Annotated in this window: 21 protein-coding genes; 8 read left to right on the forward strand and 13 right to left on the reverse strand. The window is 71.2% G+C overall.

What is annotated here, in order from left to right:
- Positions 1 to 129 precede the first annotated feature (129 nt).
- Positions 130 to 1,317, reverse strand: coding sequence for a Cmx/CmrA family chloramphenicol efflux MFS transporter (locus tag BGP03_RS08435; RefSeq protein WP_296370900.1), 1,188 nt, complete (start codon positions 1,315 to 1,317; stop codon positions 130 to 132).
- A 323-nt stretch (positions 1,318 to 1,640) separates the two neighbouring features.
- Between BGP03_RS08435 and BGP03_RS08440 the strand changes: the two genes are divergently transcribed.
- Positions 1,641 to 2,690 carry an IS110 family transposase gene (locus BGP03_RS08440; RefSeq protein ID WP_298798611.1) on the forward strand — a complete coding sequence of 350 codons (1,050 nt, stop codon included), beginning with the start codon at positions 1,641 to 1,643 and terminating at the stop codon, positions 2,688 to 2,690.
- Between the two features lie 6 nt (positions 2,691 to 2,696).
- Positions 2,697 to 3,116 (forward strand): PPOX class F420-dependent oxidoreductase, encoded by a 420-nt coding sequence (locus BGP03_RS08445; RefSeq protein ID WP_298798608.1) that lies wholly within the window; start codon positions 2,697 to 2,699, stop codon positions 3,114 to 3,116.
- Here BGP03_RS08445 and BGP03_RS08450 read toward each other — a convergent pair whose 3' ends face one another.
- From BGP03_RS08450 to BGP03_RS08485, 8 genes are all read right to left on the reverse strand, one after another.
- On the reverse strand, positions 3,117 to 3,386 hold the full coding sequence (locus BGP03_RS08450; RefSeq protein WP_296370902.1) for a DUF6457 domain-containing protein: 270 nt from the start codon (positions 3,384 to 3,386) through the stop codon (positions 3,117 to 3,119).
- Positions 3,387 to 3,424: 38 nt separating this feature from the next.
- Positions 3,425 to 3,553 (reverse strand): hypothetical protein, encoded by a 129-nt coding sequence (locus BGP03_RS08455; RefSeq protein WP_296370903.1) that lies wholly within the window; start codon positions 3,551 to 3,553, stop codon positions 3,425 to 3,427.
- Positions 3,550 to 4,935: an OFA family MFS transporter gene (locus BGP03_RS08460; protein WP_298798553.1), complete on the reverse strand. Its 1,386-nt coding sequence runs from the start codon at positions 4,933 to 4,935 to the stop codon at positions 3,550 to 3,552. Before BGP03_RS08460 ends, BGP03_RS08455 begins: the two co-directional genes overlap by 4 nt.
- A gap of 118 nt (positions 4,936 to 5,053) precedes the next feature.
- Positions 5,054 to 6,334: an ATP-dependent Clp protease ATP-binding subunit ClpX gene (gene clpX, locus BGP03_RS08465; protein WP_296370905.1), complete on the reverse strand. Its 1,281-nt coding sequence runs from the start codon at positions 6,332 to 6,334 to the stop codon at positions 5,054 to 5,056.
- Positions 6,335 to 6,508: 174 nt separating this feature from the next.
- On the reverse strand, positions 6,509 to 7,138 hold the full coding sequence (locus BGP03_RS08470) for an ATP-dependent Clp protease proteolytic subunit (RefSeq protein ID WP_296370906.1): 630 nt from the start codon (positions 7,136 to 7,138) through the stop codon (positions 6,509 to 6,511).
- Positions 7,135 to 7,749, reverse strand: coding sequence for an ATP-dependent Clp protease proteolytic subunit (locus BGP03_RS08475; protein WP_296370907.1), 615 nt, complete (start codon positions 7,747 to 7,749; stop codon positions 7,135 to 7,137). The genes BGP03_RS08470 and BGP03_RS08475 overlap by 4 nt, the downstream gene beginning before the upstream one ends.
- Before the next feature lie 159 nt (positions 7,750 to 7,908).
- Positions 7,909 to 9,348 (reverse strand): trigger factor, encoded by a 1,440-nt coding sequence (gene tig / locus BGP03_RS08480; protein WP_298798550.1) that lies wholly within the window; start codon positions 9,346 to 9,348, stop codon positions 7,909 to 7,911.
- 99 nt (positions 9,349 to 9,447) lie between these two features.
- Entirely contained in the window at positions 9,448 to 9,813 is a 366-nt protein-coding gene (locus BGP03_RS08485; RefSeq protein ID WP_296370909.1) for a hypothetical protein, read from the reverse strand.
- 223 nt (positions 9,814 to 10,036) lie between these two features.
- Between BGP03_RS08485 and BGP03_RS08490 the strand changes: the two genes are divergently transcribed.
- Genes BGP03_RS08490 through BGP03_RS08500 form a run of 3 tightly spaced genes read left to right on the forward strand, consistent with a single transcriptional unit; the run spans position 10,037 to position 11,540 of the window.
- A complete protein-coding gene (locus tag BGP03_RS08490; protein WP_298798547.1) occupies positions 10,037 to 10,621 on the forward strand; it encodes a sigma-70 family RNA polymerase sigma factor in 585 nt (194 codons plus the stop codon).
- Positions 10,612 to 11,193 (forward strand): Asp23/Gls24 family envelope stress response protein, encoded by a 582-nt coding sequence (locus tag BGP03_RS08495; RefSeq protein WP_298798545.1) that lies wholly within the window; start codon positions 10,612 to 10,614, stop codon positions 11,191 to 11,193. Before BGP03_RS08490 ends, BGP03_RS08495 begins: the two co-directional genes overlap by 10 nt.
- The gene (locus BGP03_RS08500) at positions 11,190 to 11,540 is read left to right on the forward strand and encodes an Asp23/Gls24 family envelope stress response protein (protein WP_296370912.1); all 351 of its coding nucleotides are present in this window, start codon (positions 11,190 to 11,192) and stop codon (positions 11,538 to 11,540) included. Before BGP03_RS08495 ends, BGP03_RS08500 begins: the two co-directional genes overlap by 4 nt.
- A gap of 12 nt (positions 11,541 to 11,552) precedes the next feature.
- Here BGP03_RS08500 and BGP03_RS08505 read toward each other — a convergent pair whose 3' ends face one another.
- Positions 11,553 to 12,230, reverse strand: coding sequence for a (2Fe-2S)-binding protein (locus BGP03_RS08505; RefSeq protein ID WP_298798542.1), 678 nt, complete (start codon positions 12,228 to 12,230; stop codon positions 11,553 to 11,555).
- Positions 12,231 to 12,371: 141 nt separating this feature from the next.
- Positions 12,372 to 13,010, reverse strand: a complete 639-nt coding sequence (locus BGP03_RS08510) for an HD domain-containing protein (RefSeq protein ID WP_298798540.1) — start codon at positions 13,008 to 13,010, stop codon at positions 12,372 to 12,374.
- A gap of 103 nt (positions 13,011 to 13,113) precedes the next feature.
- Here BGP03_RS08510 and BGP03_RS08515 point away from each other — a divergent pair, with 103 nt between their 5' ends.
- The 3 genes from BGP03_RS08515 (at position 13,114) to BGP03_RS08525 (ending at position 20,474) form a co-directional block, all read left to right on the forward strand.
- On the forward strand, positions 13,114 to 14,118 hold the full coding sequence (locus BGP03_RS08515) for a GlxA family transcriptional regulator (protein WP_298798537.1): 1,005 nt from the start codon (positions 13,114 to 13,116) through the stop codon (positions 14,116 to 14,118).
- Between the two features lie 320 nt (positions 14,119 to 14,438).
- Positions 14,439 to 18,977, forward strand: coding sequence for a glutamate synthase large subunit (gltB, locus tag BGP03_RS08520; RefSeq protein ID WP_296370916.1), 4,539 nt, complete (start codon positions 14,439 to 14,441; stop codon positions 18,975 to 18,977).
- Positions 18,978 to 19,022: 45 nt separating this feature from the next.
- Positions 19,023 to 20,474 (forward strand): glutamate synthase subunit beta, encoded by a 1,452-nt coding sequence (locus tag BGP03_RS08525; RefSeq protein ID WP_298798535.1) that lies wholly within the window; start codon positions 19,023 to 19,025, stop codon positions 20,472 to 20,474.
- Between the two features lie 1,178 nt (positions 20,475 to 21,652).
- On the opposite strand, the gene BGP03_RS08530 is transcribed toward BGP03_RS08525, so the two are convergent.
- Both BGP03_RS08530 and BGP03_RS08535 read right to left on the reverse strand, forming a co-directional pair.
- Positions 21,653 to 22,438, reverse strand: a complete 786-nt coding sequence (locus tag BGP03_RS08530) for an LLM class flavin-dependent oxidoreductase (protein ID WP_298798530.1) — start codon at positions 22,436 to 22,438, stop codon at positions 21,653 to 21,655.
- A 17-nt stretch (positions 22,439 to 22,455) separates the two neighbouring features.
- A complete protein-coding gene (locus BGP03_RS08535) occupies positions 22,456 to 23,448 on the reverse strand; it encodes a cation diffusion facilitator family transporter (RefSeq protein WP_296370919.1) in 993 nt (330 codons plus the stop codon).
- Positions 23,449 to 23,469: the final 21 nt, after the last annotated feature.

Below are 23,469 nucleotides of genomic sequence, written 5' to 3' on the forward strand. Positions count from 1 at the left end.
TTCACCGCGTTGCCGTGGGGGTGGTCGACCACAGGTCGCCCCCGTCCGGTCCACGCAGCGTGACGGTCAACTGGCCGCCGGATGGCGGTGAGCACCCGGACGACCTGGCGGGTGAACGCGACGAAACGATCAGACGGACACGTCTCGCCGGTCCAGTGACCACGACACGAGCCCGAGCGCCACCGCGCCCAGCGCCAGCCCGACGCCCACCCACGCGGGCGCGGCGTAGCCGAGGCCCGCGGCGATCACGAGCCCGCCCAGGGCCGGCCCGACCGAGTTGCCGACGTTGAACGCGGAGGTGTTGGCGGCGCTCGCCAGCGTGGGCGCGGCCCCGGCCAGCGCGAACACCCGGGCGTTGAGCGGCGCGGCGATGACGAACGCGACCATGCCGAGCAGCACCACGAGCGTCACCATGACCACGGGCACCGGCGCGAACAGCCCCACGAGCGCGAGCAGCACCACGACTCCGGCCAGCGCCCCGAACAGCGTGGACCACGGGTGCGCGTCGGCCACCCGCCCGCCGATGATCACGCCCACGAAGCTGCCGACGCCGAAGCCCAGCTGCACGACGGGCACCCACACGGCGTCGAGGCCGGTGACGTCGGTGAGCAGCGGCGCGATGTAGCTGACCAGCCCGACCACCGAGGCCTGGTAGAGCGCGGTGGTGCCGAACGCGACCCACAGCCGGCCGCGGCGGAACGCCGAGACCTCGGCCGCGAGCCGCGGCGGCGCGTCCTCGGCGGGCCGGTTGCGGACGCTCACGAGCACCCCGATCACGCCCAGCGCCGCCAGCGCGCCGACCGACCAGAACGAGGCGCGCCACCCGAACTGCTGGCCCACCAGCGTGCCCAGCGGAATGCCGGCCACGTTGGACACCGTGAGCCCGGCGAGCAGCACCGACAGCGCCCGGGCCCGGTCGCGCGGCCCCACCGACGACACGGTGACGACGGCGGCCACGGCCCAGAACGCGCCCATCGCCACCGCGGTGACGATCCGCGCGACGAACATCAGCGTGTAGTCCTGCGCGAGCGCCCCCGCCACCTGCCCGGCGGCGACGACGGCGAGCGCCGTGACCAGCGTGGTGCGGCGCGGCATGTGCAGGGTGAGGACCGCCATCGTGGGCGCGCCCACGATCATGCCCACCGCGAACGCCGAGATGAGGTAGCCGGCCTGCGGGATCGTCACGGCCAGGTCGGACGCGATCTCCGGCAGCAACCCGGCGATCATGAACTCGCTGGTACCGAGCGCGAAGACGCACGCGGACAGGACCAGCACCACGCGGGGGATCCGGGTGCGTGGGGAGACTGCGGTCGTCACCCTGGGGCAACCCTGCCGGAGACCCCGATCATTCCGCCCTACGCTTCGAGGATGGCTGAACTGACTGTGAGGGTGGGCAGGCCGGCCCGGTAGTGGTGGGTTGGTGGTGACAGCAGTCGGTGTGACCCGTGATCTGACTGGCGAGATGCCTTTGTCCGGACTTGTCCACCGGCTGTTGTCGGCACCGGCCCGGCCGGAGCTGATGGCCTGATCAGGAGCATGACCGCCAGTAGCAGCTGGCGTGTCCCGTCACCAGTCCTGCCGAGCTCCGCACCGGACCGGACCCACGTCCGCCCACGGTCAGGAGAGTGAACGCGATGTCCATGCTGGCAGAACTGGTCGAGCTCATCATCGGGGTCGACACCCACGCCGATACCCACACCGCCGCGCTCGTCGCCACCGGCAGCGGCGCGCTACTCGCCACCATCACCGTCCCCGCGGACGCCGACGGCTACGCCCAGCTGCTGGAACTGGCCGAGACCCGCAGCGGGCTGCGGGCCTGGGCGATCGAGGGCGCCGGCGGCTATGGCGCCGGTCTGACCCGCCACCTCGCCGACACCGCCGAGCTGGTCGTCGAGCTCGACCGCCCGGTCCGGCCCGCGCGCCGGGCCGGGGCCAAATCCGATGTGATCGACGCCGAACGCGCCGCCCGTGACGCCCTGGCCCGCACGAAACTGGCCGCCCCGAAGACCGGGCCCGAACGCGCGGCGTTGCAGGCGTTGTTGACCGCGCGGCGCAGCGCCGTGGACGCCGCGACCACCGCGCAGCGTCAGCTACGTGCCCTGGTGATCACCGTCCCCGAACCGGTACGAGCCCGCTTCCGGGGCCACTCCACCCGCGAGATGATCGACATCGCGAGTCGGGTCCGGTCCGGCGCGGCCACCACCGACATCGAGACCTTCACCGCGCTGTCCACGCTGCGCACCCTGGCGCGGCGCATCCGCGCCCTGCAGACCGAGGCCGACGAGCACGAACGAGCGATCCGGACCATCGTGCGGTCCTGGCGCCCGGACCTGCTCGAGCTGTGCGGGGTCGGCCCGATCGTGGCCGCGATCGTGCTCACCGCCTGGTCACACACCGGCCGCTGCCGCAGCGACGCCGCGTTCGCCGGCGCCGCCCCGATCCCCGCCAGCTCCGGCAAGACCGTGCGCTACCGGCTCAACCGTTCCGGTAACCGCCAGCTCAACCGCGCCCTGCACACCATCGTGCTATCCCGGCTCCAGTACGACCCCGACACCCGCGCCTACGCCGAGAAGCGACGCAGCAAGGGCAAGACCGACCGGGAGATCAAGCGATGCCTCAAGCGCTACATCGCCCGCCAGCTCTACCGCCAGCTCGAGAACCCACCCACGTCAGCCGTCTGCGCGGCTTGACGAACCATAGGAGCGTCCCCCGAGGTCCGCGCGTTCCTGTCCGAGACCACCCGGACCGGGAAGCTGGGTTGGATCGCCGCGGACGGCCGCCCGCTGGTCGCCCCCATCTGGTTCGTCGTCGACGGGGACGACCTGGTCTTCAACACCGGCGCCGACACCGCCAAGGGCAAGGCGATCGCGCGTGACCCGCGGCTGGTGGTCTGCGTCGACTCCGAGGTGTCGCCCTACGGGTTCGTCCAGGTGCAGGGCGAGGCCGTGACCTCGGAGGACCCCGACGAGCTGCTGCGCTCGGCCACGGAGATCGCCCGCCGCTACGTCGGGGACGAGCTCGCGGAGCAGTTCGGGAAGCGCAACGGCGTGCCGGGCGAGCTGCTGGTGCGGCTGCGTCCGACGAAGGTCATCGCCCAGATGGACATGACCGCGTGATCAGTCCTTCCAGGTGTCCGCGAGCTTGCTGATCTTCTGGGCGTAGTCGCGGGCGGCCACCGCCGGGTCCTCGGCGCGGCCGGCCGCGATCCCGACCAGGAACGCCGTGACGGGCGCCCCGGGCCGGCTGACGCCGTGGGCGACGTCGGCGGTCAGGTCCAGCACCATGTCGACGGTGCCGCGCCCGTCGAACGCCTCGTCGAGGCCCAGTTCCCGGGCCACGGCGGTGACCCAGTCGGACAGGGCGGTCGCATCGCTGCTCTCAGTCATCAGGAGCACGTTAATGCGACCGGCCCGCATCCGCAGCGTCAGTTGCCGAACAAGGCCGGGATCTTGATGAGCAGCTCGTACAACCCGTAGCCGAAGGGCACGACCACCCACAGCCAGGCGAGTACCGCCAGTACCGGGTTGACGGCGGGCTTGTCCTGGGTGGTCATGCCTGTGCTCCCTCGGGCCTGATGATCTTCTCCGCCGGTTCGTGGAACTTCGCGCTCACCGGCCGGATCAGCAGGTTCGCGACGAACCCGATCACCAGCAGCACGATCATGATGATGAACGCGGTGGTGTACCGGCCGGGACCGGCGATCCCCTTGTTGGCGTCGGCCAGGGCGTTGACGATCAGCGGGCCGAGCACCCCGGCGACCGACCAGGCCGTCAGCAGCCGACCGTGGATGGCGCCGACCTGGTAGGTGCCGAACAGGTCACGCAGATACGCGGGCGCGGTGGAGAAGCCGGCGCCGTAGAACGACAGGATGAAGATCGAGCAGATCAGGAAGACGACCTTGTTGCTGTTGCCCAGCAGCGTGATCGCCAGGTAGAGCAGGGCCCCGACGCCGAGGTAGATCATATACATCCGCTTGCGCCCCAACGGGTCCGACGCCGACGACCACAGGATGCGCCCCAGGGAGTTGGCCAGCGACAGCATCGCCGCGAAACCGCCTGCCGCAGCGGCGATACCGGCCGGGGAGACCCCGGCGCCGAAGAAGTCCTTGTAGATGTCCTGCGCCCGCTCCAGGATGCCGATGCCCGCGGTGACGTTGAAGCACAGCACCACCCACAGCAGCCAGAACTGCGGTGTCCTGATCGCGTTGGCCGCGGAGACGTTGTTCGTGCTGATCATCGCGCCCGCGGTCTGCGTCTCGGGATTCCAGCCGGCGGGCTTCCAGTCGTCGGCGGGCACACGGATCAGCAGCCAGCCGACGGACATGAACACGGCGTAGATCAGGCCCATGACGAGGAACGTCTGCGCGACGCCGGAGGCGGCCGCCTTCGCCCCGCTGCCGCCGAACGCGGCCAGCAGCTGGTTGGTCAGCGGCGTGGCGATCAGCGCACCGCCGCCGAAACCCATGATCGCGATGCCGGTGGAGAGGCCGGGACGGTCCGGGAACCACTTGATCAGCGTGGACACCGGGGAGATGTAGCCGATGCCCAGACCGATGCCGCCCACGAAGCCGTAGCCCAGGACCACCAGCCAGTACGCCCCGATCGAGACACCGAGCGCGGAGATCAGGAACCCGGCGACGAAGCACGAGCTGGACACGACCATTGCCCAGCGCGGCCCCCGCGCGTCGACCCGCGTACCGAACAGCGCCGCCGAGAGCCCCAGCATCACGATGGCCAGCTGGAAGGGCAGCGCGGTGAGCACGCCGGCGTTCGGGTCGCCCTTGAGCATCGTGGCGGTCAGCGCGGTCTTGAACGCCGTCCACGCGTAAGCCTGGCCTATGGCGAGGTGGATCGAGAGGGCCGCCGGCGGGATGAGCCAACGGCTCCATCCGGGCGGCGCGACGATGCGCTCACGAGTGAGAAAACCGGCAGGCATTCAGACGCCTTCCCCGATGGGAACGAACAGGACGGCGTGAACCTAAGTCGAGAAAGGTGAGCTCGCAACAAGAGACGCCCGGACCCCATGGGGATCCGGGCGTCGGGTGCGAAAACGGTCAGGCCGAGCGTTCCTGGCGGGCGCGGCGCGGCGGGGTGCGCGGCACGATCGTCGGGTTGACATTGCTGCGCACCGTCTGCTCGGTGACGACCACCTTGGCGACGTCGTCGCGGCTGGGGATGTCGTACATGACCGGGAGGAGGACCTCCTCCATGATGGCCCGCAGGCCGCGGGCCCCGGTGCCGCGGAGGATGGCCTGGTCGGCCACGGCCTCCATGGCGTCGTCGGTGAACTCCAGCTCGACGCCGTCCATCTCGAACAGCTTCTGGTACTGCTTCACCAGCGCGTTGCGGGGCTCGGTGAGGATCTTGACCAGGGCCTCCTTGTCCAGCGAGGTGACCGAGGCGACCACCGGCAGGCGGCCGATGAACTCGGGGATCAGGCCGAACTTGATGAGGTCCTCGGGCATGGTCTCGGCGAAGCTCTGCGACGTGTCGAGCTCGCTCTTCGACCGGATCTCGGCACCGAAGCCGAGACCGCGGTGGCCCACCCGGTCGCTGATGATCTTCTCGAGACCCGCGAAGGCCCCCGCCACGATGAACAGCACGTTCGTCGTGTCGATCTGGATGAACTCCTGGTGCGGGTGCTTGCGGCCGCCCTGCGGCGGGACGCTCGCGGTGGTGCCCTCGAGGATCTTCAGCAGCGCCTGCTGCACGCCCTCGCCGGAGACGTCGCGCGTGATCGACGGGTTCTCCGACTTGCGGGCGATCTTGTCGACCTCGTCGATGTAGATGATGCCCGTCTCGGCCCGCTTGACGTCGTAGTCCGCCGCCTGGATGAGCTTGAGCAGGATGTTCTCGACGTCCTCGCCGACGTACCCGGCCTCGGTGAGCGCCGTGGCGTCCGCGATCGCGAACGGCACGTTGAGCAGCTTCGCCAGCGTCTGGGCCAGGTAGGTCTTGCCGCAGCCCGTGGGGCCGAGCATGAGGATGTTGGACTTGCCGAGCTCGACGCCGTCGCCATCGGCCCCGCGGCCCTTGTCGCCCGCCTGGATGCGCTTGTAGTGGTTGTAGACCGCCACGGAGAGCGTGCGTTTCGTCCGGCTCTGCCCGACGACGTACTGGTCGAGGAAGTCGTGGATCTCGGCGGGCTTGGGCAGCTCGTCGAGCTTGACCTCACCGGCCTCCGCCAGCTCTTCCTCGATGATCTCGTTGCAGAGATCGATGCACTCGTCGCAGATGTAGACGCCAGGACCGGCGATCAGTTTCTTGACCTGCTTCTGGCTCTTGCCGCAGAACGAGCACTTGAGTAGATCACCGCCATCGCCGATGCGTGCCATAGGAGCAGACCCCCATATCGTAGTAGCGCAGTCCCAGCTGGCGGGCCCGGTAGGTGCGCCCTCGTGACGGTACCTGCCGAACGGGTCATCGGGGGAGCATCAGCCGGCCCGGTTTCCCTGAGTGTTCGGCAGGCGGTCGGTGCCGGGGCCGACGAGCGGCCCCGGCACCGGTTGCTAGCTGACCGCGGAGAGCTTGCGGCTCTGGATGATCTCGTCGACGATCCCGTACTCCTTGGCCTCCGTGGCCGTGAGGATCTTGTCGCGCTCGATGTCCTGGCGGACCAGGGCCTCGTCACGACCGCTGTGCTTGGCCAGCGTGGACTCCAGCAGGCGACGCATGCGGGAGATCTCGGCTGCCTGGATCTCCAGGTCGGACACCTGGCCGTAGAAGCCCTCGGTGGCCGGCTGGTGGATCAGGATGCGCGCGTTCTGCACCGCGAGCCGACGGCCCGGGGTGCCGGCGGCGAGCAGCACGGCCGCGGCCGACGCGGCCTGCCCGAGGCAGACCGTCTGGATGTCGGGGCGGATGAACTGCATCGTGTCGTAGATCGCCATGAGCGAGGTGAACGACCCGCCGGGCGAGTTGATGTACATGCTGATCTCGCGGTCCGGGTCGGCCGACTCCAGGCACAGCAGCTGCGCCATGACGTCGTTGGCCGACGCGTCGTCGATCTGCACGCCGAGGAAGATGATGCGCTCCTCGAACAGCTTGTTGTAGGGGTTGGACTCCTTGACCCCGTAGCTGGTGCGCTCGACGAACGACGGCAGGACGTAGCGGGACTGGGGCATCTCGAACCTGCTCACTGCTTGCTCCCGTTCCCGTTCTCGCTGATCGCGTCGGGCAGCTGCCCGGCGCGCGAGATCACGTGGTCGACGAAGCCGTACTCGAGGGCCTCCTGCGCGGAGAACCAACGGTCACGGTCGAAGTCGGCGATGATCTTCTCGACGGACTGGCCGGTGTGCCCGGCGATCAGCTCCGCCATCTCGCGCTTGTGGCGCTTGAACAACTCGGCCTGGATGGAGATGTCGGACTCCGTGCCCCCGACACCCGCCGACGGCTGGTGCATGAGGATCTGGCAGTGCGGCAGCGCGTAGCGCTTGCCGGGGGCACCCGCGGAGAGCAGGAACTGCCCCATGGACGCCGCCAGGCCCATCGCGTAGGTGGACACGTCGCAGGGGATGAACTCCATCGTGTCGAAGATGGCCATCCCCGCGGTGACCGAGCCACCCGGCGAGTTGATGTAGAGCGCGATGTCCGCGTTCGGGTCCTCGGCCGCCAGCAGGAGCATCTGCGCGGCGATCCGGTTGGCGATGTCGTCGTCGACCTGCTGGCCGAGCACGATGATCCGCTGCTGCAACAGCCGCTCGTACACCGAGTCCGAGAGCGTCATCGAGGACGGTGCGCCGCCTCGCATGGCTGCTCCGATGAGACGGTCAGTTGGGCTCACTTCACCCTGCCTTCTGTGCTGGTCAGCTCGCGTCTGTTGTCTGGGACCGACCCTACGCGGACGGCTCGGGGGCCGTCCGCGTACGCGCCGGATGTTCGCTCTGGGCGTGGCGCCCCGAACGGGCGATCAAGAACTGGCGGTGGCCGTCTTCTCGGTGGTCTCGCCCTCGACGGCCTCGGGGGCGTCGTCCGTGTCCTCGGGGGCCGGGACCTCCAGGACCTCGATGCCGTCACCCTCGGCCTCGTCCTCGCCCAGCAGGTCCGACAGGTCCAGAGCGTTGCCCGACGCGTCGGTGACGGTGGCCGCGCGGACCGCCGCGATGAGCGCCTTGCTGCGCCGGACGTCGGCGTAGATGGCGCCGAGCTGGCCGGCCTCCTGGATGCGACGCACGAACTCCTCGGGCGGCATCTGGTACTCACGGGCCTGGTAGACGATGCGCTCGGTGAGCTCCTGGTCGTTGACCGAGATCTGCTCGGCGTCGGCCAGCGCGTCGAGCACCAGGCGCGTGCGGACCGACTTCTCGGACTCCTCGCGGGCCTCGGTGTCGAACTCCTCGCGGGTCTGCCCCTGCGTGGTGAGGAACTCCGCGAAGGCGTCCTCGTCGTGCTCGAAGCGGTGGATGGCGTCGTGGACGCGGGAGTCGACCTCGGCCGCGACGACGCTCTCCGGCAGCGGTACCTCGGTGGCCGAGGTGATGGCGTCGAGCACCTTGTCGCGGGCCGCGCTGACCTGCTCCATGCGCTTGACGTTGCCCATGCGCTCGCGCAGGTCGGCCGTGAGCTCGTCGAGGGTGTCGAACTCGCTCGCCAGCTGCGCGAACTCGTCGTCGGCGTCGGGGAGCTGGCGCTCCTTGACGGCGGTGACCTTGACCGTGATCTCGGCGTCCTTGTCGGCGTACTCGCCGGCGACCAGCGTGGAGGTGAAGGTCCTCGACTCGTCGGCCGACAGGCCCTGGACGGCCTCGTCGAGCCCGTCGATCAGGCCGCCCTGGCCCACCTGGTAGGAGAAGCCCGAGGTCTGGGCCTCCTCGACGTCCTTGCCGTCGACGGTGGCCGAGAGGTCGATGAGGACGAAGTCGTCCTTGGCGGCCGGGCGGTCGACACCGGTGAGCGTGCCGAAGCGCGCGCGCAGGTTCTCGAGCTGCTCGTCCACGTCGGCGTCGGTGACCTCGACGTCGTCGACGGTGACGGTCAGCGAGTCGAGGTCGGGGAGGGTGATCTCCGGGCGGACGTCGACCTCGGCGGTGAAGGAGATCTTGTCGTTGTCGGCGATCTCGGTGACCTCGATGTCGGGCCGACCGATCGGCGTGAGGTCCTCGGCGGCGGTGACGGCCTCCGAGTACTTGGCCGGGACCGCGCCGTTCACGACCTCCTCCAGCACCACGCCGCGGCCCAGGCGGGCCTCGATGATGCGGGCGGGCACCTTCCCCGGACGGAAGCCGGGCACCTTGACCTGCTGGGCGATCTTCTTGTACGCGCGGTCGAAGTCCGGCTTCAGCTCGTCGAAAGGCACCTCGACGTTGATCCGGACCCGCGTCGGGCTCAGCCGCTCGACGGTGCTCTTCACGGTGTGGGTACTCCTAGATCTGTGGATCTTCCTCAGTCGGCTGGCTCCAGCCTCGGACGCCGGCGCACGCTCGAGGCGGCCGCCGGGCATCACGCGAGTCTAGGCGAACGGGCCGCGTTCGCTGCGCACGGCCTTGTCCGTCACCCGACCCACCCCGCTGACGACGGCGACGGCCGGGGTGACGTCGGAGACCGTCACGTCGACCCGGACCGGTCCGAGCACCGAGCGGACGGCCGCACCGAGCTCCTCGGCCAGCTGGGGGAGGAGGGTGCCCAGCCGCGCGACGACGGCGATCTCCACCGGCTCGTCGCCGACGCCGATCCGCACCCCGAGGATGCGCCGCCGGCCCGGGAGCAGGGACGCGACGGTGCCGAACGGGCCGCCGTCGAGCCGGGCCACCGCCGGGTGGGCGAGCACCGCCTCGGCGACCTTCGCCGCGTCGGTGAGGGGTTCGGGATCGGGCACGGGGGCGAGGTTAGCGCCCCCGATCAGCTGGTTCCCGGCACGCCGGCGAGCGGTCCCCGCGAACCCATCGCCGGGAGGACCGCCCGTGGCGGTGCGGTGCCCGATCAGCTCGTGAACGCGTCGGCGACGCCCGATGCGGCGTCCTCGACCGGGTCATCCCGGGACTCCTTCCGGCTCGGGACCGTCGGGCGCAGCCGGGAGCGGGTGCGGCTACCGTGGTCCCGTGCAGGGCTTCGCGGAACCGGCGCCGGTGAGCGTCGAGGTCCCACCCGGCCCCCACCTGGACGACCTGACCCTGGTCGTCCGCGCCCAGGAGGGCGACGTCCGCGCGTTCGAGGCGCTGGCGCGACGGCACCAGGCCGCGCTCTACCGGCTGGCCTCGCGCGTGATGGGCGACCACGCCGAGGCCGAGGACGCCCTGCAGGAGGCCCTGCTCGACGCGTGGCGGCGCATCGACCGCTTCCGCGGCGACTCGGCGTTCTCCACCTGGATGTACCGGGTCGTCACCAACCGGTGCCTGGCGATGCTGCGCAAGCGCAGGCCGTTGCCCGTCGAGGACGTCGAGGACGGCACCCCGGCGCCCGACTCGCCCGAGCGCAGCGCCGAGGCCGACGCGAGCATGGCCGCGCTCGGTACGGCCCTGCAGGGACTGGGCGACGACCTGCGGATCTGCTGGGTGCTGCGCGAGATGGAGGGTCTCGGGTACACCGAGATAGCCGAGATCACCGGCGCCAGCGAGGATGCCGTGCGCGGCCGGATCCACCGGGCCCGCACGAGGCTGGCGGAGGTGATGCGCGCATGGCGGTAGACCCGATTCTGGACGGTGGCACCTCCATCGACGAGGTCGCCCTCGAGCCCCTCGCCTGCGGCCGCGACGCCGCCGTCGTCTGGGACCGTGCCGAGGCCGGCACCCCGCCCGACGCGCACGAGCGCGACTGCCCGCACTGCACCGCCGTGCGGGCCGACGCCGCCGGGCTCAGCTCGCTCGTGCACCGGATGGCGGCCGAGGACATCGACCCGCCGCCGTCGGTCATGGAGCGCGTCATGGGCGCGGTGATGAGCGAGCTGCGCCCGCACGACGTCCTGCAGCTGGAGTCGCCGCACGGCGCCAACCGGCTGGGCCGGCCGGCCGCGGCGGGCGTGCTGCGCGGCGTCGTCGACCGGATGGACGGGCTGCGCGCCCGCAGCTGCCGCATCGAGCAGGTGCCCGACCGCTTCGACGCCGACGTCACCATCACCGTCACCGCACGGTTCGGGGTCGACCTGGCCTCGGTCACCGCCCGGGTGCGGCAGATGGTGCTGGCCGCCGGCGAGCAGACCCTCGGGGTGCCGGTGCGGCGCGTCGACATCTCGGTGGTGGACATCTGGGGGGAACCGTGACGGACGTCCGCCTGAACGTGGGCGACAGCGCGGTGGCCCGCATCGCCGCCCGGCGCGCGGCCCGGGTCCCCGGGGTGGTGGCGCTGCGCGCCGACCTGGCCCAGACCCTGGTCGGGGTGGCGGGCAGCGTGCTCGGCCAGGACCGCTCCCGGCTGCCCACCGACGGCGTCAACGCGGTGGTGCGCGGCCAGGAGGCCGAGGTCTCGATCACCATCGCCACCCGGCTGGGCCACAACTGCCGCGACCTGTGCCGGACCGTGCAGCAGGAGGTGGCGGCCGAGGTGGCCGCCCAGACCGGCCTCGCCGTGACCGTCCGGGTCACGATCGTCGACGTCCTGCTGGGCTGAGGACCCCGGGCCCTACGGCCGCGCAGCGAGGACGCAGTCGCCGCAGAGACCGCCTCCGGGCACCCGGTAGTACAGACAGCACGAGCGGCGGCGGAACGTCCAGTCCCGGTCGGGGCCGGCCGGCGGGCGCAGTTCCCCCGTCCCGGCCAGCGGCCCGGTGGCGAGCAGCTGTTCGGCCACCGCGGTGGCGCGCGGGGTGCCGACCAGCCGTTTCCCGCTCGCCACCGACGACGCCACGCTCCCCCACAGCACCCGCTCGGAGATCGAGACCTGCGCGCGCACGGCGTCGACCAGCGGGGCGAGGTGATCGTCGATGAGCAGGGCGGCCAGCTCGTCGGGGTCACGGGAGCCCGGGTCGGCGCACCACAGCGGCCAGGGCCCGGTGGCCGAGGGACGCCAGTGCAGTGCGGCGGCGGTGAGATCGGGCAGCACCCCGTGCACCGCGACCGTCGCGAACGGCGCCGACAGCACCCGCGCCGCGAGCCCCTGGAACGTGATCGACGCGGCGACCCGCTCCCCCGCCCCGAGCACCCGGCCGACGTGCGCGATGCGGTCCCGCAGGGGCTGCGGGTCGGTGTAGAGGCCGCGCAGCGGCCGCCAGGTGGGATCGACGCCCTCGGCCGGGTCGGTGGAGACGGCGAAGAACGCCCCGAACGAGGCGACGTCCGCCAGGGCTCTGCACACATCCACGGACCCAGTCTCCACGTCGGCCCGCTCAGCCGGACGCGACGGGATCGAACCCCGTGATGTCCTCGGCGAACTCGCGGGTGCGGCCGTCCGTGGCGGCGGGGTGCAGGCTGGAGCCGGTCACGGTGGCCGTCACGGTGGAGGTCACTGGGACCACGCCGATCCGATGATGACGTCGACGAAGTCCACCCGCGTGAAGCCGGGTGAGAAGTGGGCGAGCACGTCGTCGTTCATGGTGCCGAACGTGGTGTCCGGGCGGTCCTTCATCCCGTCGTGGAACGCCCGCAGGATCCCGTTCTTGAAGTCCGGACGCGGGTGCGCCGCCACGACGGCCGCTGCCTCCTCGGCGGTGATCTCGTCGAGGTCCATGCCCAGCACGTCGGTCTCGACACCGAGGCTGACCAGCGCCGTCTCCGGTTCGAGGTGGTTCGGGATGCCCGGGGTCGTGTGCAGCGCGATGCCCAGCCAGACCGCACGGGCGTCGGCGGCGCTGCGGCCGTGGTCGAGCAGGAAGTCCCGGGCCAGATCGGCGCCGTCGACCTCGAAGCGCTGGTCGGTGCGACGGTGGGCCTCGGTGAGGCCGAGGTCGTGGAACATCGCGCCGACGTAGAGCAGCTCGGGGTCGGCCTGGATCGAGCGACGGCGTCCCTTCAGGCTGGCGAAGAGGAACACGCGGCGGGAGTGGTCGAACAGCAGTGTCGTGCCGGCCTTCCGGACCAGCTCGGTGGCCTCGCGGGCCATGTCGGTATCGGGGATGTCGATCCCGGCGATCGTCTCTGTCATGTCGCCGAGCGTGCTCCCGCCGCCCGCGTCCGGCCCCGCGCCGACGGCCATACTTCCCACGATTCCGGACTTCCCACGTGACGGACAACCGCAGGAGGGCCTCGTGCACCGCATCGGCATCGTGGTGTTCGACGGGGTGAAGCTGCTCGACGTCGCCGGGCCCAGCGAGGTGTTCAGCGAGGCGAACCGGATGGGCGCCGACTACGGGCTGACGCTGTGCGCGGTGGGCGGCGGCGCGGTCTCGGCGTCGACCGGCATGACGATCCCGGTCGACGCCGACGCCACCGATCCCGGGTTGCGCTTCGACACACTGCTGGTGATGGGCGGCGACGTGTTCCCGGGCCGTCCCGTCGACCCACCGCTGCGCGACGCCGTCCGGGACGTGGCGGCGCGGTCCGGCCGGGTCTGCTCGGTCTGCACCGGGGCGTTCATCCTCGCCGCGGCCGGGTTGCTCGACGGCCGCAGAGCCACCACGCACTGGCGCCACACCGGCGTGTTGAGCAGGGGGTACCCGAAGATCACCGTCGAGCCCGACGCGATCTTCGTCCGCGACGGCGGCACGTTCAGCTCGGCCGGTGTGACAGCGGGGATCGACCTGGCGCTGGCCCTGCTCGAGGACGACCACGGCGAGCAGCTCGCCCGGCAGGTGGCGCAGTCGCTGGTGGTGTTCCTGCAGCGTCCCGGCGGGCAGTCGCAGTTCTCACCGACGTTGAGCGGCCCCCGTCCGCGCACGCCGGCACTGCGGTCGGTGTTCGACGCGGTGGCCGCGGACCCTGCGGACGACCACTCCACACCGAGACTCGCGGCGCGGGCCGCGCTGAGCCCGCGCCACCTCACCCGGCTGTTCCGCGACGAGCTCGGCACGACCCCGGCCCGGTACGTCGAGTCGGTGCGGTTCGACGCGGCCAAGTCGGCACTGGAGTCGGGCCACACGGTCACCGAGGTCGCTGAGCGGGTCGGCTACGGGAGCCCCGAGACGCTGCGCCGGGCGTTCGTGGCCCGCCTCGGGGTGTCACCGAGCGCCTATCAGCAGCGGTTCCGGTCCGCCCAGCGGCGCGACGCCGCGGCCGGGCCCGTGCAGGTCAAGCGACTACGTGATCCGGAGTGACGGGGTGTGGCTGGTCACCTGCATCACTCCGGTATCACTGGCGAATTGTCACTACCGCGTGCGACATTGTGCAGCGCGAACCGCACCCGATGATGCGTGCACCGCTCGCACCTGCGCGAACGACGGTCGGCACCACACCACGGTGGGTGGCCGTCGCAGCCGGCACCCTGGCCACCATCCACGGGTTCCGGCGCTACGTCATGCACCCGTTCGGACCAGAACCGGCGTCCGGGCGGGCCATCCGCATATTCTTGACACCACATCAACACGTCGTCCCGATGCCAGCTGTCGGGGTGCACCGAGACGACAAGGAGGCACTGTTGAGCGTCAACCCAGCAGGTACCTCGGAGGGGCTCTACGCCCCGGACTTCGAGCACGACGCCTGCGGCGTCGCCATGGTGGCCGATCTCCAGGGGCGTCGCACCCACGACATCGTCCGCAAGGCGATCACCGCCCTGCTGCGTCTGGAGCACCGCGGGGCGCGCGGCGCCGAGGCCAACACCGGTGACGGCGCGGGCATCCTCATCCAGGTCCCGGACGCGTTCTTCCGCGAGACGGTCGACTTCGAGCTCCCCGCGGCGGGCGCGTACGCCGTCGGCACCGCGTTCCTCCCTGTCGAACGGGCCGAGGCCGACGCGGCCGTGGCCGCGATCGACGCGCTCGCCGCCGAGGAGGGCCTCACGGTCCTGGGCTGGCGCGAGCTGCCCATCGATCCCGACAAGGCCGACATCGGCCCGTCGGCCCGCGCGGCGATGCCGTCGTTCCGCCAGCTGTTCGTCACCGGGCGGAACGGTGAGAGCGGCATCGAGCTGGAGCGCCTCACGTTCTGCCTGCGCAAGCGCACCGAGCACAGTGCCGACACCGGGAGCACCTACTTCCCGAGCCTGTCGCCGCGCACCATCGTCTACAAGGGGATGCTGGCCGAGCCCCAGGTCGAGGCGTTCTACCCCGACCTGTCCGACGAGCGCGTGGTCAGCGCGCTCGCCGTGGTGCACTCGCGCTTCTCCACCAACACGTTCCCGGCGTGGCCGCTCGCGCACCCGTACCGCTACGTCGCGCACAACGGCGAGATCAACACGCTGCGTGGCAACCGCAACTGGATGGCCGCGCGCGAGGCGCTGCTGCAGTCCGACGTGATCCCCGGTGACCTCACGCGCCTGTCCCCCATCGTCACCCCGGACGCGAGCGACTCCGCCACGTTCGACGAGGTTCTGGAACTGCTGCACCTGGGCGGGCGCAGCCTGCCGCACGCGGTGCTGATGATGATCCCGGAGGCGTGGGAGAACCACGCCGAGATGGACCCCTCGCTGCGCGCGTTCTACGAGTTCCACTCCACGCTGATGGAGCCCTGGGACGGTCCCGCGCTCGTCACGTTCACCGACGGAACGCTGATCGGCGCGGTCCTGGACCGCAACGGCCTGCGCCCCGCCCGCTACTGGGTCACCGACGACGGCACCGTCGTGCTCGCGTCCGAGGTGGGCGTGCTCGACGTCGAGCCCGACCGCGTGGTGCGCAAGGGTCGCCTGGAGCCGGGCCGTATGTTCCTCGTGGACACCGAGCGCGGCCGGCTGGTCGACGACGCCGAGGTCAAGGGCGCGCTCGCGGCCGAGCACCCCTACGCCGACTGGCTGCACGCCGGCCTGATCCGGCTGGGCGAGCTCCCCGCACGCGAGCGCGAGCTGCCCAGCCACTCGGCGCTGACGCTGCGCCAGCAGTCGTTCGGCTACACCGAGGAGGAGCTCAACATCCTCCTCAAGCCGATGGCGAAGACCGGCGCGGAGCCGATCGGCTCGATGGGCAACGACGCGCCGATCGCGGCCATCTCGGAGCGCCCGCGCCAGCTCTACGACTACTTCTCGCAGCTGTTCGCACAGGTCACCAACCCGCCGCTGGACGCCATCCGCGAGGAGCTCGTCACCTCGCTGCAGAGCCAGCTCGGGCCGGAGCAGAACCTGCTCGACGCCACCCCGGCCAACTGCCGCACGATCGTGCTGCCGTTCCCGGTGCTCGGCAACGACGACCTCGCCAAGATCGTCCACATCAACGACGACGGCGAGTACCCCGGCTTCGTCTCGGTCACGGCCAAGGGCGTGTTCAAGGTCGCCGAGGGCGGCGACGGCATGTCGCGGCGGATCGAGGAGATCTGCCGCGAGGTGTCGGAGGCCATCGAGGACGGCGCCCGGCTGATCGTGCTGAGCAACCGCGGTGTCGACAAGGACCACGCACCGATCCCGTCGCTGCTGCTCACCGGCGCGGTGCACCACCACCTCGTGCGGGAGAAGACGCGCACGAGGGTGGGGCTCGTCGTCGAGTCGGGTGACGCCCGCGAGGTGCACCACATCGCGCTGCTCATCGGCTACGGCGCGGCCGCGGTCAACCCGTACCTGGCGATGGCCACCGTCGAGGACCTCGCCGAGCGCGGCGACATCCCCGGCGTCGACCCCGCCACCGCGGCGAAGAACCTGGTCAAGGCGCTCGGCAAGGGCGTCCGCAAGACGATGTCGAAGATCGGCGTCTCCACGGTGGCCTCCTACACCGGCGCGCAGATCTTCGAGGCCGTCGGGCTCGGGAAGAACGTCATCGACACCTGCTTCACGGGCACCACGTCCCGGATCGGCGGCGTCGGCTTCGACGTGCTGGCCGAGGAGGTGCTCAAGTCGCACCGCCGCGCGTTCCCGTCCGACGACGTGCGCGCCGCGCACCGCGCCCTGCAGGACGGCGGCGAGTACCAGTGGCGCCGCGACGGCGAGGTCCACCTGTTCAACCCGCAGACGGTCTTCAAGCTGCAGCACTCCACCCGCCAGGGCCGCTACGACATCTTCAAGGACTACACGAAGCTCGTCGACCAGCAGTCCCACCGGCTGGCCACGCTGCGCGGGCTGTTCACGTTCAAGGAAGGCGAGCGCCCGCCGGTACCGATCGACGAGGTCGAGCCGGCCACCGAGATCGTGAAGCGGTTCGGCACCGGCGCCATCTCCTACGGCTCCATCTCCCAGGAGATGCACGAGACGCTCGCCATCGCGATGAACCGCATCGGTGGCCGCTCCAACACCGGTGAGGGTGGCGAGGACGCCGACCGCTGGACCCCCGACGCGAACGGCGATTCCCGGCGCAGCCGCGTCAAACAGGTGGCGTCCGGGCGGTTCGGCGTCACGAGCGAGTACCTGGTCAACGCCGACGACATCCAGATCAAGATCGCGCAGGGCGCCAAGCCCGGCGAGGGCGGTCAGCTGCCGGGCAGCAAGGTCTACCCCTGGATCGCCGAGACCCGCCACTCCACGCCGGGCGTCGGGCTCATCTCGCCGCCACCGCACCACGACATCTACTCCATCGAGGACATCAAGCAGCTCATCCACGACCTGAAGAACGCCAACCCGACGGCCCGCGTCCACGTGAAGCTGGTCAGCCAGGTCGGCGTCGGCACGGTCGCGGCGGGCGTGGCGAAGGCCTACTCCGACGTCGTGCTCATCTCGGGCCACGACGGCGGCACCGGCGCGTCGCCGCTGTCCTCGATCAAGCACGCGGGCGGCCCGTGGGAGCTCGGCCTGGCCGAGACCCAGCAGACGCTGCTGCGCAACAACCTGCGCGACCGCATCGTCGTGCAGGCCGACGGGCAGCTCAAGACCGGCCGCGACGTCGTCATCGCGGCGCTGCTCGGGGCCGAGGAGTTCGGCTTCGCCACGGCACCGCTGGTGGTGAGCGGCTGCATCATGATGCGGGTCTGTCACCTCGACACGTGTCCGGTCGGCGTCGCCACCCAGAACCCGGTGCTGCGCGAGCGGTTCGACGGGCGTCCGGAGTACGTCGTCAACTTCATGATGTTCATCGCCGAGGAGGTGCGGGAGTACCTGGCGCAGCTGGGCTTCCGCTCCGTCGAGGAGGCGGTGGGCCACGCGGAGCTGCTGGAGACCGACGAGGCGGTGCGGCACTGGAAGACCCGGGGCCTCGACCTCTCGCCGATCTTCACCGCCCCCCCGGAGGGCGCCACCCTGCACAACACGAAGCAGCAGGAGCACGGGCTCGAGAAGGCGCTCGACAACACGCTGATCGAGCTGTGCGAGGGCGCGCTGCGCTACGGCGACAAGGTGTCGCTGGAGGTGCCGGTGCGCAACGTCAACCGCACCGTCGGCACGATGCTCGGCTACGAGCTCACCAAGCAGTGGGGCGGCGAGGGTCTGCCCGACAACACGATCGACGTCACGCTCACCGGTTCGGCCGGCCAGAGCTTCGGCGCGTTCGTGCCCAAGGGCATCACGCTGCGGCTGATCGGCGACACGAACGACTTCTTCGGCAAGGGCCTGTCGGGCGGTCGGCTGACGCTGCGGCCCGACCCGTCGGCGCCGTTCAGGGCCGAGGACAACATCATCGCCGGCAACGTCATCCTCTACGGCGCCACGTCGGGCGAGATCTTCGTCCGCGGCATCGTCGGCGAGCGGTTCTGCGTCCGGAACTCCGGGGCGCTGGCCGTCGTCGAGGGGGTGGGCGACCACGCCTGCGAGTACATGACCGGTGGCGCCGTCGTCATCCTCGGCCGGATCGGGCGCAACTTCGCCGCGGGCATGTCCGGCGGTGTGGCGTACGTGCTCGACCTGCCGCACCACCGCGTCAACCCCGAGATGGTCGACATCGACCCGCTCGACGACGACGACCGCACGATCCTGCGCGCGGCCGTCGAGCAGCACTACGGCGAGACCGACTCCGCCGTGGCCAAGGCGCTCCTCACCGACTGGGAGGAGCAGGTCGGCCGCTTCGGCAAGGTCATGCCGAAGGACTTCAAGCGGGTGCTGCAGGCCCGCGAGGCGGCAGAACGTGAGGGGCGTGACGTGAACGAGGCGATCATGGAAGCGGCGCACGGATGAGGGCGGACGTGAACGCGGCGACGATGACACAGGGGGAGGCGGCACATGGGTGACCCGAAGGGTTTCCTCACCACCCCGCGTGAGGCCCCGAAGCGCCGTCCGGTGGACCTGCGCCTGATGGACTGGCGCGAGGTCTACGAGGACTTCCCACGGGCCAACCTGGAGAAGCAGGCCGGGCGCTGCATGAACTGCGGCATCCCGTTCTGCCACCAGGGCTGTCCGCTGGGCAACCTCATCCCGGAGTGGAACGACCTGGTCTACCGCCACGACTGGCGCGAGGCCACCGAGCGGCTGCACGCCACCAACAACTTCCCGGAGTTCACCGGGACGCTGTGCCCCGCCCCGTGCGAGGCGGCGTGCGTGCTGGCCATCAACTCCGACGCCGTCACGATCAAACAGGTCGAGATCGAGATCGTCGACCGCGCCTGGGACGAGGGCTGGATCCGGCCGCAGCTGCCCACCGTGAAGTCCGGCAAGAAGGTGGCCGTCGTCGGCTCCGGCCCGGCCGGGCTGGCCGCCGCGCAGCAGCTCACGCGCGTGGGGCACGACGTGGTGGTGTTCGAGCGGGCCGACCGCATCGGCGGGCTGCTGCGCTACGGCATCCCCGAGTTCAAGATGGAGAAGGCCCGCCTCGACCGGCGTCTGGAGCAGATGAAGGCCGAGGGCACGCTGTTCCGGGCCTCGGTCGACGTCGGCACCGACGTCACCGTCGACCAGCTGCGCGCCGACTTCGACGCCGTGGTGCTCGCGGGCGGGGCCACCGCGTGGCGCGATCTGCCTGCCCAGGGCCGCGAGCTCGAGGGCGTGTACCAGGCGATGGAGTTCCTGCCGTGGGCCAACCACGTGCAGCAGGGCGACATCGACGCCCCGAAGATCAGCGCCGAGGGCAAGGACGTCATCATCATCGGTGGTGGTGACACCGGCGCCGACTGCCTCGGCACGTCGCACCGGCAGGGTGCCCGCTCGGTCACCCAGCTGGAGATCATGCCGACGCCCCCGGAGAAGCGCACCGAGGGCATGCCGTGGCCGACCTACCCGATGGTCTACCGGGTCTCCTCCGCACACGAGGAGGGCGGCGACCGCCTGTTCTCGGTGAACACCACCGAGTTCGTGGGCGACGCCGACGGCAAGCTCGCCGGCATCAAGATCGTCGAGGTCAGGCGCGGCGAGAAGGGCTTCGACCCGGTCGAGGGCACCGAGCGGACGCTCCCGGCCCAGCTCGTGCTGCTGGCCATGGGCTTCGTCGGGCCGGAGAAGGGCAAGCTGCTCGACGACCTGGGCGTGGAGCTGGACGAGCGCGGCAACGTCGCGCGCGACCAGAGCTTCATGACCAGTGTCGAGGGCGTGTTCTCGGCCGGCGACATGGGCCGCGGCCAGAGCCTGATCGTGTGGGCCATCGCCGAGGGTCGGGCCGCGGCGGCCGGGGTGGACGCGTTCCTCACCGGCCGCGACGTCCTCCCCCGCCCGATCAACCCCACGGACCGCCCCCTGGTCTGAGTGACGCAGCGTCGATGATCGCCGTCCGCCGGACGACAGCGCCCTGGTCGGGGGCGGTGAGGTTCGGCGGGCGGCGATCACAAGGCCGTTCGGCTCTCTGATCGCTGTGTGGGTTCCGCACGGGCGGCCGGGGTTGCACGCGACCGGTGCCGCTGCTCCCGTACCTGCTCGGTCATGACTGCGGCGCGCCGCACACCGAGGTCCCCGGCCGGGCGATCCGGTGCGGTTCGTCGCGATCATCGGAGGAGACCGCGGGCCGTCAGCTCCCTGCGGACACCGGCCGCCACCTCCCACGGCCGGTGCAGCACCGGGCCCCTGCCGAGGCGGAGGATCTTCGTCCACCCCGCTGCGGTGATGTGGGCCTGCCGGTCGAGGTCGCGCGTGGCCCGTTCCTGGGTCAGGTATTCGCGAGCCCCGCCACCTCCCGCAACCGCGCGCTCCCGGCCGCGCCGAGACACCGGTAGCCGAACCGCACCACATCGTGGGGTGCGAACCCGGAACCGGAACGCGAGCGCGTCGACCGTCACCACCGCCTCCAGCACCCCACGCGCCACGGCCTCGGTACCCCGGAAGGGTCGGCGAAGGTTCACGCCCGTACCAGACGGATCCCGCCCCCGCCAGGTTCCACCCGCTTCGGAGATCGCGGCCCACCGCACCTCAGCGCCCTCCGCGGGACACCAGTGTGCGGCCGGCCGCGATCACGGCCTGCGCCCACGACGGACTCCCCATGATCGCGCTCCACCGCATCTCAGCCCCGTCCCCCCCGGGACCACGGACGGATCCCGGTCCGATCCGCCGGCCCAGCGCGGCATGATCGCGCTCCACCGCACCTCGCCGCCCTCCGGAGGGCGCAACCGTGCGACCGAACGCGATCATCGTCCGCGGCCGCGGGTCATGATCGTTGTGCGTCGCACGGTTCCGCCGCCCCGGCCGGGGCAGCAGCGTGCGGGCGGTGGTGATCAGGGCGGTGGAGGCATCGGACGAGCGCGAACGTGCAGACGCCGAGCTCACCAGCGACCAGGACACGAGCCCGGGTGAGCCCGGAGCGGCCGGCCGCCACCGCGCTCACCCGGCGTCCGCCGGGCCGGAAGCGCGCCCCGACGATCGTGACCGCCGGCCTGCCCTCGATGCCCCTGCGGACCCTGCCGGCCGCCGACCCGAGTGGGGTTCGGCCGCGGCTACTCCCCGTCGAGCCGCTCGACGACGGGCGCGAACTGCTCCAGGAACCGCCCGTTGACCGTGATCGCGGACGCGCCGATGGCGTCGCGGCGGCGCTGCAGCTCGTCGGCCATCTCGGCGACGGAGCCGCGCAGCATCACCAGCGAGTCGTGGGCGACGAGGGTGGCGGCGTCGGCGCCGATGAACCCGCGCGTCCACTCCGGCACCTCGTCACCGACGACGAAGAGGTTCATCGCGATCTCGACGCGGTCCGGCAGGCCGGCGGCCAGCGCGGCCACCTCGTCGCGGGTGGCGAGCGGGTCGGTCGCGAGCGTGACGACGTCGGCCAGTTCGGCGGCGAGCGCGAGCATCTTCGGTCCGGACGCCGCGACCAGGACCGGGATCGAGGAATCGAGCGCACGCACGTGGGCGATCGTCTCGGCCACCTGCCGGCGGCGTTCGGCGGCGGAGCCGTAGGGCATGCCGAGCTCCGCGGCGGCGTGCGGGACGCCGCCGTGGCCGGTGCCGATGCCCAGGTCGAAGCGCCCGCCCGACAGCACCGAGAGGCTGTGCGCCTCCCAGGCCGCGGCGCGGGGCGTCCGCAGCGGCGAGGCCAGCACGAACGTGCCGACGCGCAGCGTGGTGGTGACGGCCGCGGCCGTCGCCAGCGACGGGAACGGGGCCAGCAGGTGGATGCCGTCGGGCACGAGCAGCGACGAGTACCCCAGCTCCTCGACGCGGCGGGCGGTGGTGGTCCAGTCGCCGTCGGGCGTGGCGACGACACCGAAGCGGAAGGGACGGGTCATGCCTGAAGAGTAGACGTCTATTCGTTAGATGTCGATGCATTGGACCCGTAGCGCTCCAGCACCCGCGCCCGCATGCCCTCGTCCGTGCGCGGCACGGGCTCCATGAAGATCTCGTCGAGGTCCGGGAACTCCTCGCGCAGGACCGTGTCGATGGCGACGCACGCCCGTTCGACGTCCGCGGCGCCGAGCGCGTCGTCGAAGTCGAGGCGGGCGCACACGAGGACGCGGTCGGTGCCCAGCATCATCGTCAGCAGGTCCACCACCTTCTCCACCTCGGGCCGCTCGGCGAGCCGGTCGCGCACCGCGAACACCAGCCGCGCGTCGGCCTGGCGTCCGATCAGCAGGCCCTTGTTGGTGCGCCCGAGGATGTAGGCCACGCCCGAGAGCAGCAGGCCGATCAGCAGCGACGCGAGCCCGTCCCAGAAGCTGGCCCCGGTGAGCTGGTGCAGCCCGACGCCCGCCAGCGCCAGCACGAGCCCGATCAGCGCGGCGCTGTCTTCGAAGAACACCGTCTTGACGGTGGGGTCGTCGGTGGTGCGCAGGAACGCCGCGAACGTCTGGTGGTGGGCGGCGGCCTCCCGGCGCGCCTGTTTGAACGCCTGCAGCCACGAGATGCCCTCGAGCACGAACGACCCGCCGAGCACGGCGTAGGCGACCCAGATCAGGGTCTGCTCCTCGGACGCGCCGAGCATCGTCGAGATGCCCTCGTAGATCGCGAACACCGCACCGGAGACGAAGATACTGACCGCGGCGATGAGCGCCCAGAAGAACCGCTCCTTGCCGTAGCCGAACGGATGGCGGCGGTCGGCCGGCTTCTCCGAACGACGCAACGCCGTGAGCAGCAGCCCCTCGGTGGCGGTGTCGGCCACGGAGTGCGCGGCCTCGGCCAGCATCGCGGCCGACCCGGTGATGATCCCGGCCACCAGCTTCAGCACCCCGACGAGCGCGTTGGCCCCCAGCGCGACGAGCACGGTGAGGGTGCTCTCCCCCTGTCCGCTCTCGTCTGTCACGGGTGGAGGTTACGGTCCGAA

Source organism: Pseudonocardia sp. 73-21, assembly GCF_001899645.1.
Taxonomy (GTDB): domain Bacteria; phylum Actinomycetota; class Actinomycetes; order Mycobacteriales; family Pseudonocardiaceae; genus Pseudonocardia.

What these genes read in the sequence shown, in the direction of transcription:
- BGP03_RS08525 (WP_298798535.1), top strand. Translation starts at nt 19,023, where the DNA reads ATGGGTGACCCGAAGGGTTTCCTCACCACCCCGCGTGAGGCCCCGAAG.
- BGP03_RS08510 (WP_298798540.1), bottom strand. Translation starts at nt 13,010, where the DNA reads ATGACAGAGACGATCGCCGGGATCGACATCCCCGATACCGACATGGCC.
- BGP03_RS08495 (WP_298798545.1), top strand. Translation starts at nt 10,612, where the DNA reads ATGGCGGTAGACCCGATTCTGGACGGTGGCACCTCCATCGACGAGGTC.
- BGP03_RS08455 (WP_296370903.1), bottom strand. Translation starts at nt 3,553, where the DNA reads ATGACCACCCAGGACAAGCCCGCCGTCAACCCGGTACTGGCGGTACTC.
- BGP03_RS08450 (WP_296370902.1), bottom strand. Translation starts at nt 3,386, where the DNA reads ATGACTGAGAGCAGCGATGCGACCGCCCTGTCCGACTGGGTCACCGCC.
- BGP03_RS08460 (WP_298798553.1), bottom strand. Translation starts at nt 4,935, where the DNA reads ATGCCTGCCGGTTTTCTCACTCGTGAGCGCATCGTCGCGCCGCCCGGA.
- BGP03_RS08440 (WP_298798611.1), top strand. Translation starts at nt 1,641, where the DNA reads ATGCTGGCAGAACTGGTCGAGCTCATCATCGGGGTCGACACCCACGCC.
- clpX (WP_296370905.1), bottom strand. Translation starts at nt 6,334, where the DNA reads ATGGCACGCATCGGCGATGGCGGTGATCTACTCAAGTGCTCGTTCTGC.
- BGP03_RS08530 (WP_298798530.1), bottom strand. Translation starts at nt 22,438, where the DNA reads ATGACCCGTCCCTTCCGCTTCGGTGTCGTCGCCACGCCCGACGGCGAC.
- BGP03_RS08475 (WP_296370907.1), bottom strand. Translation starts at nt 7,749, where the DNA reads ATGCGAGGCGGCGCACCGTCCTCGATGACGCTCTCGGACTCGGTGTAC.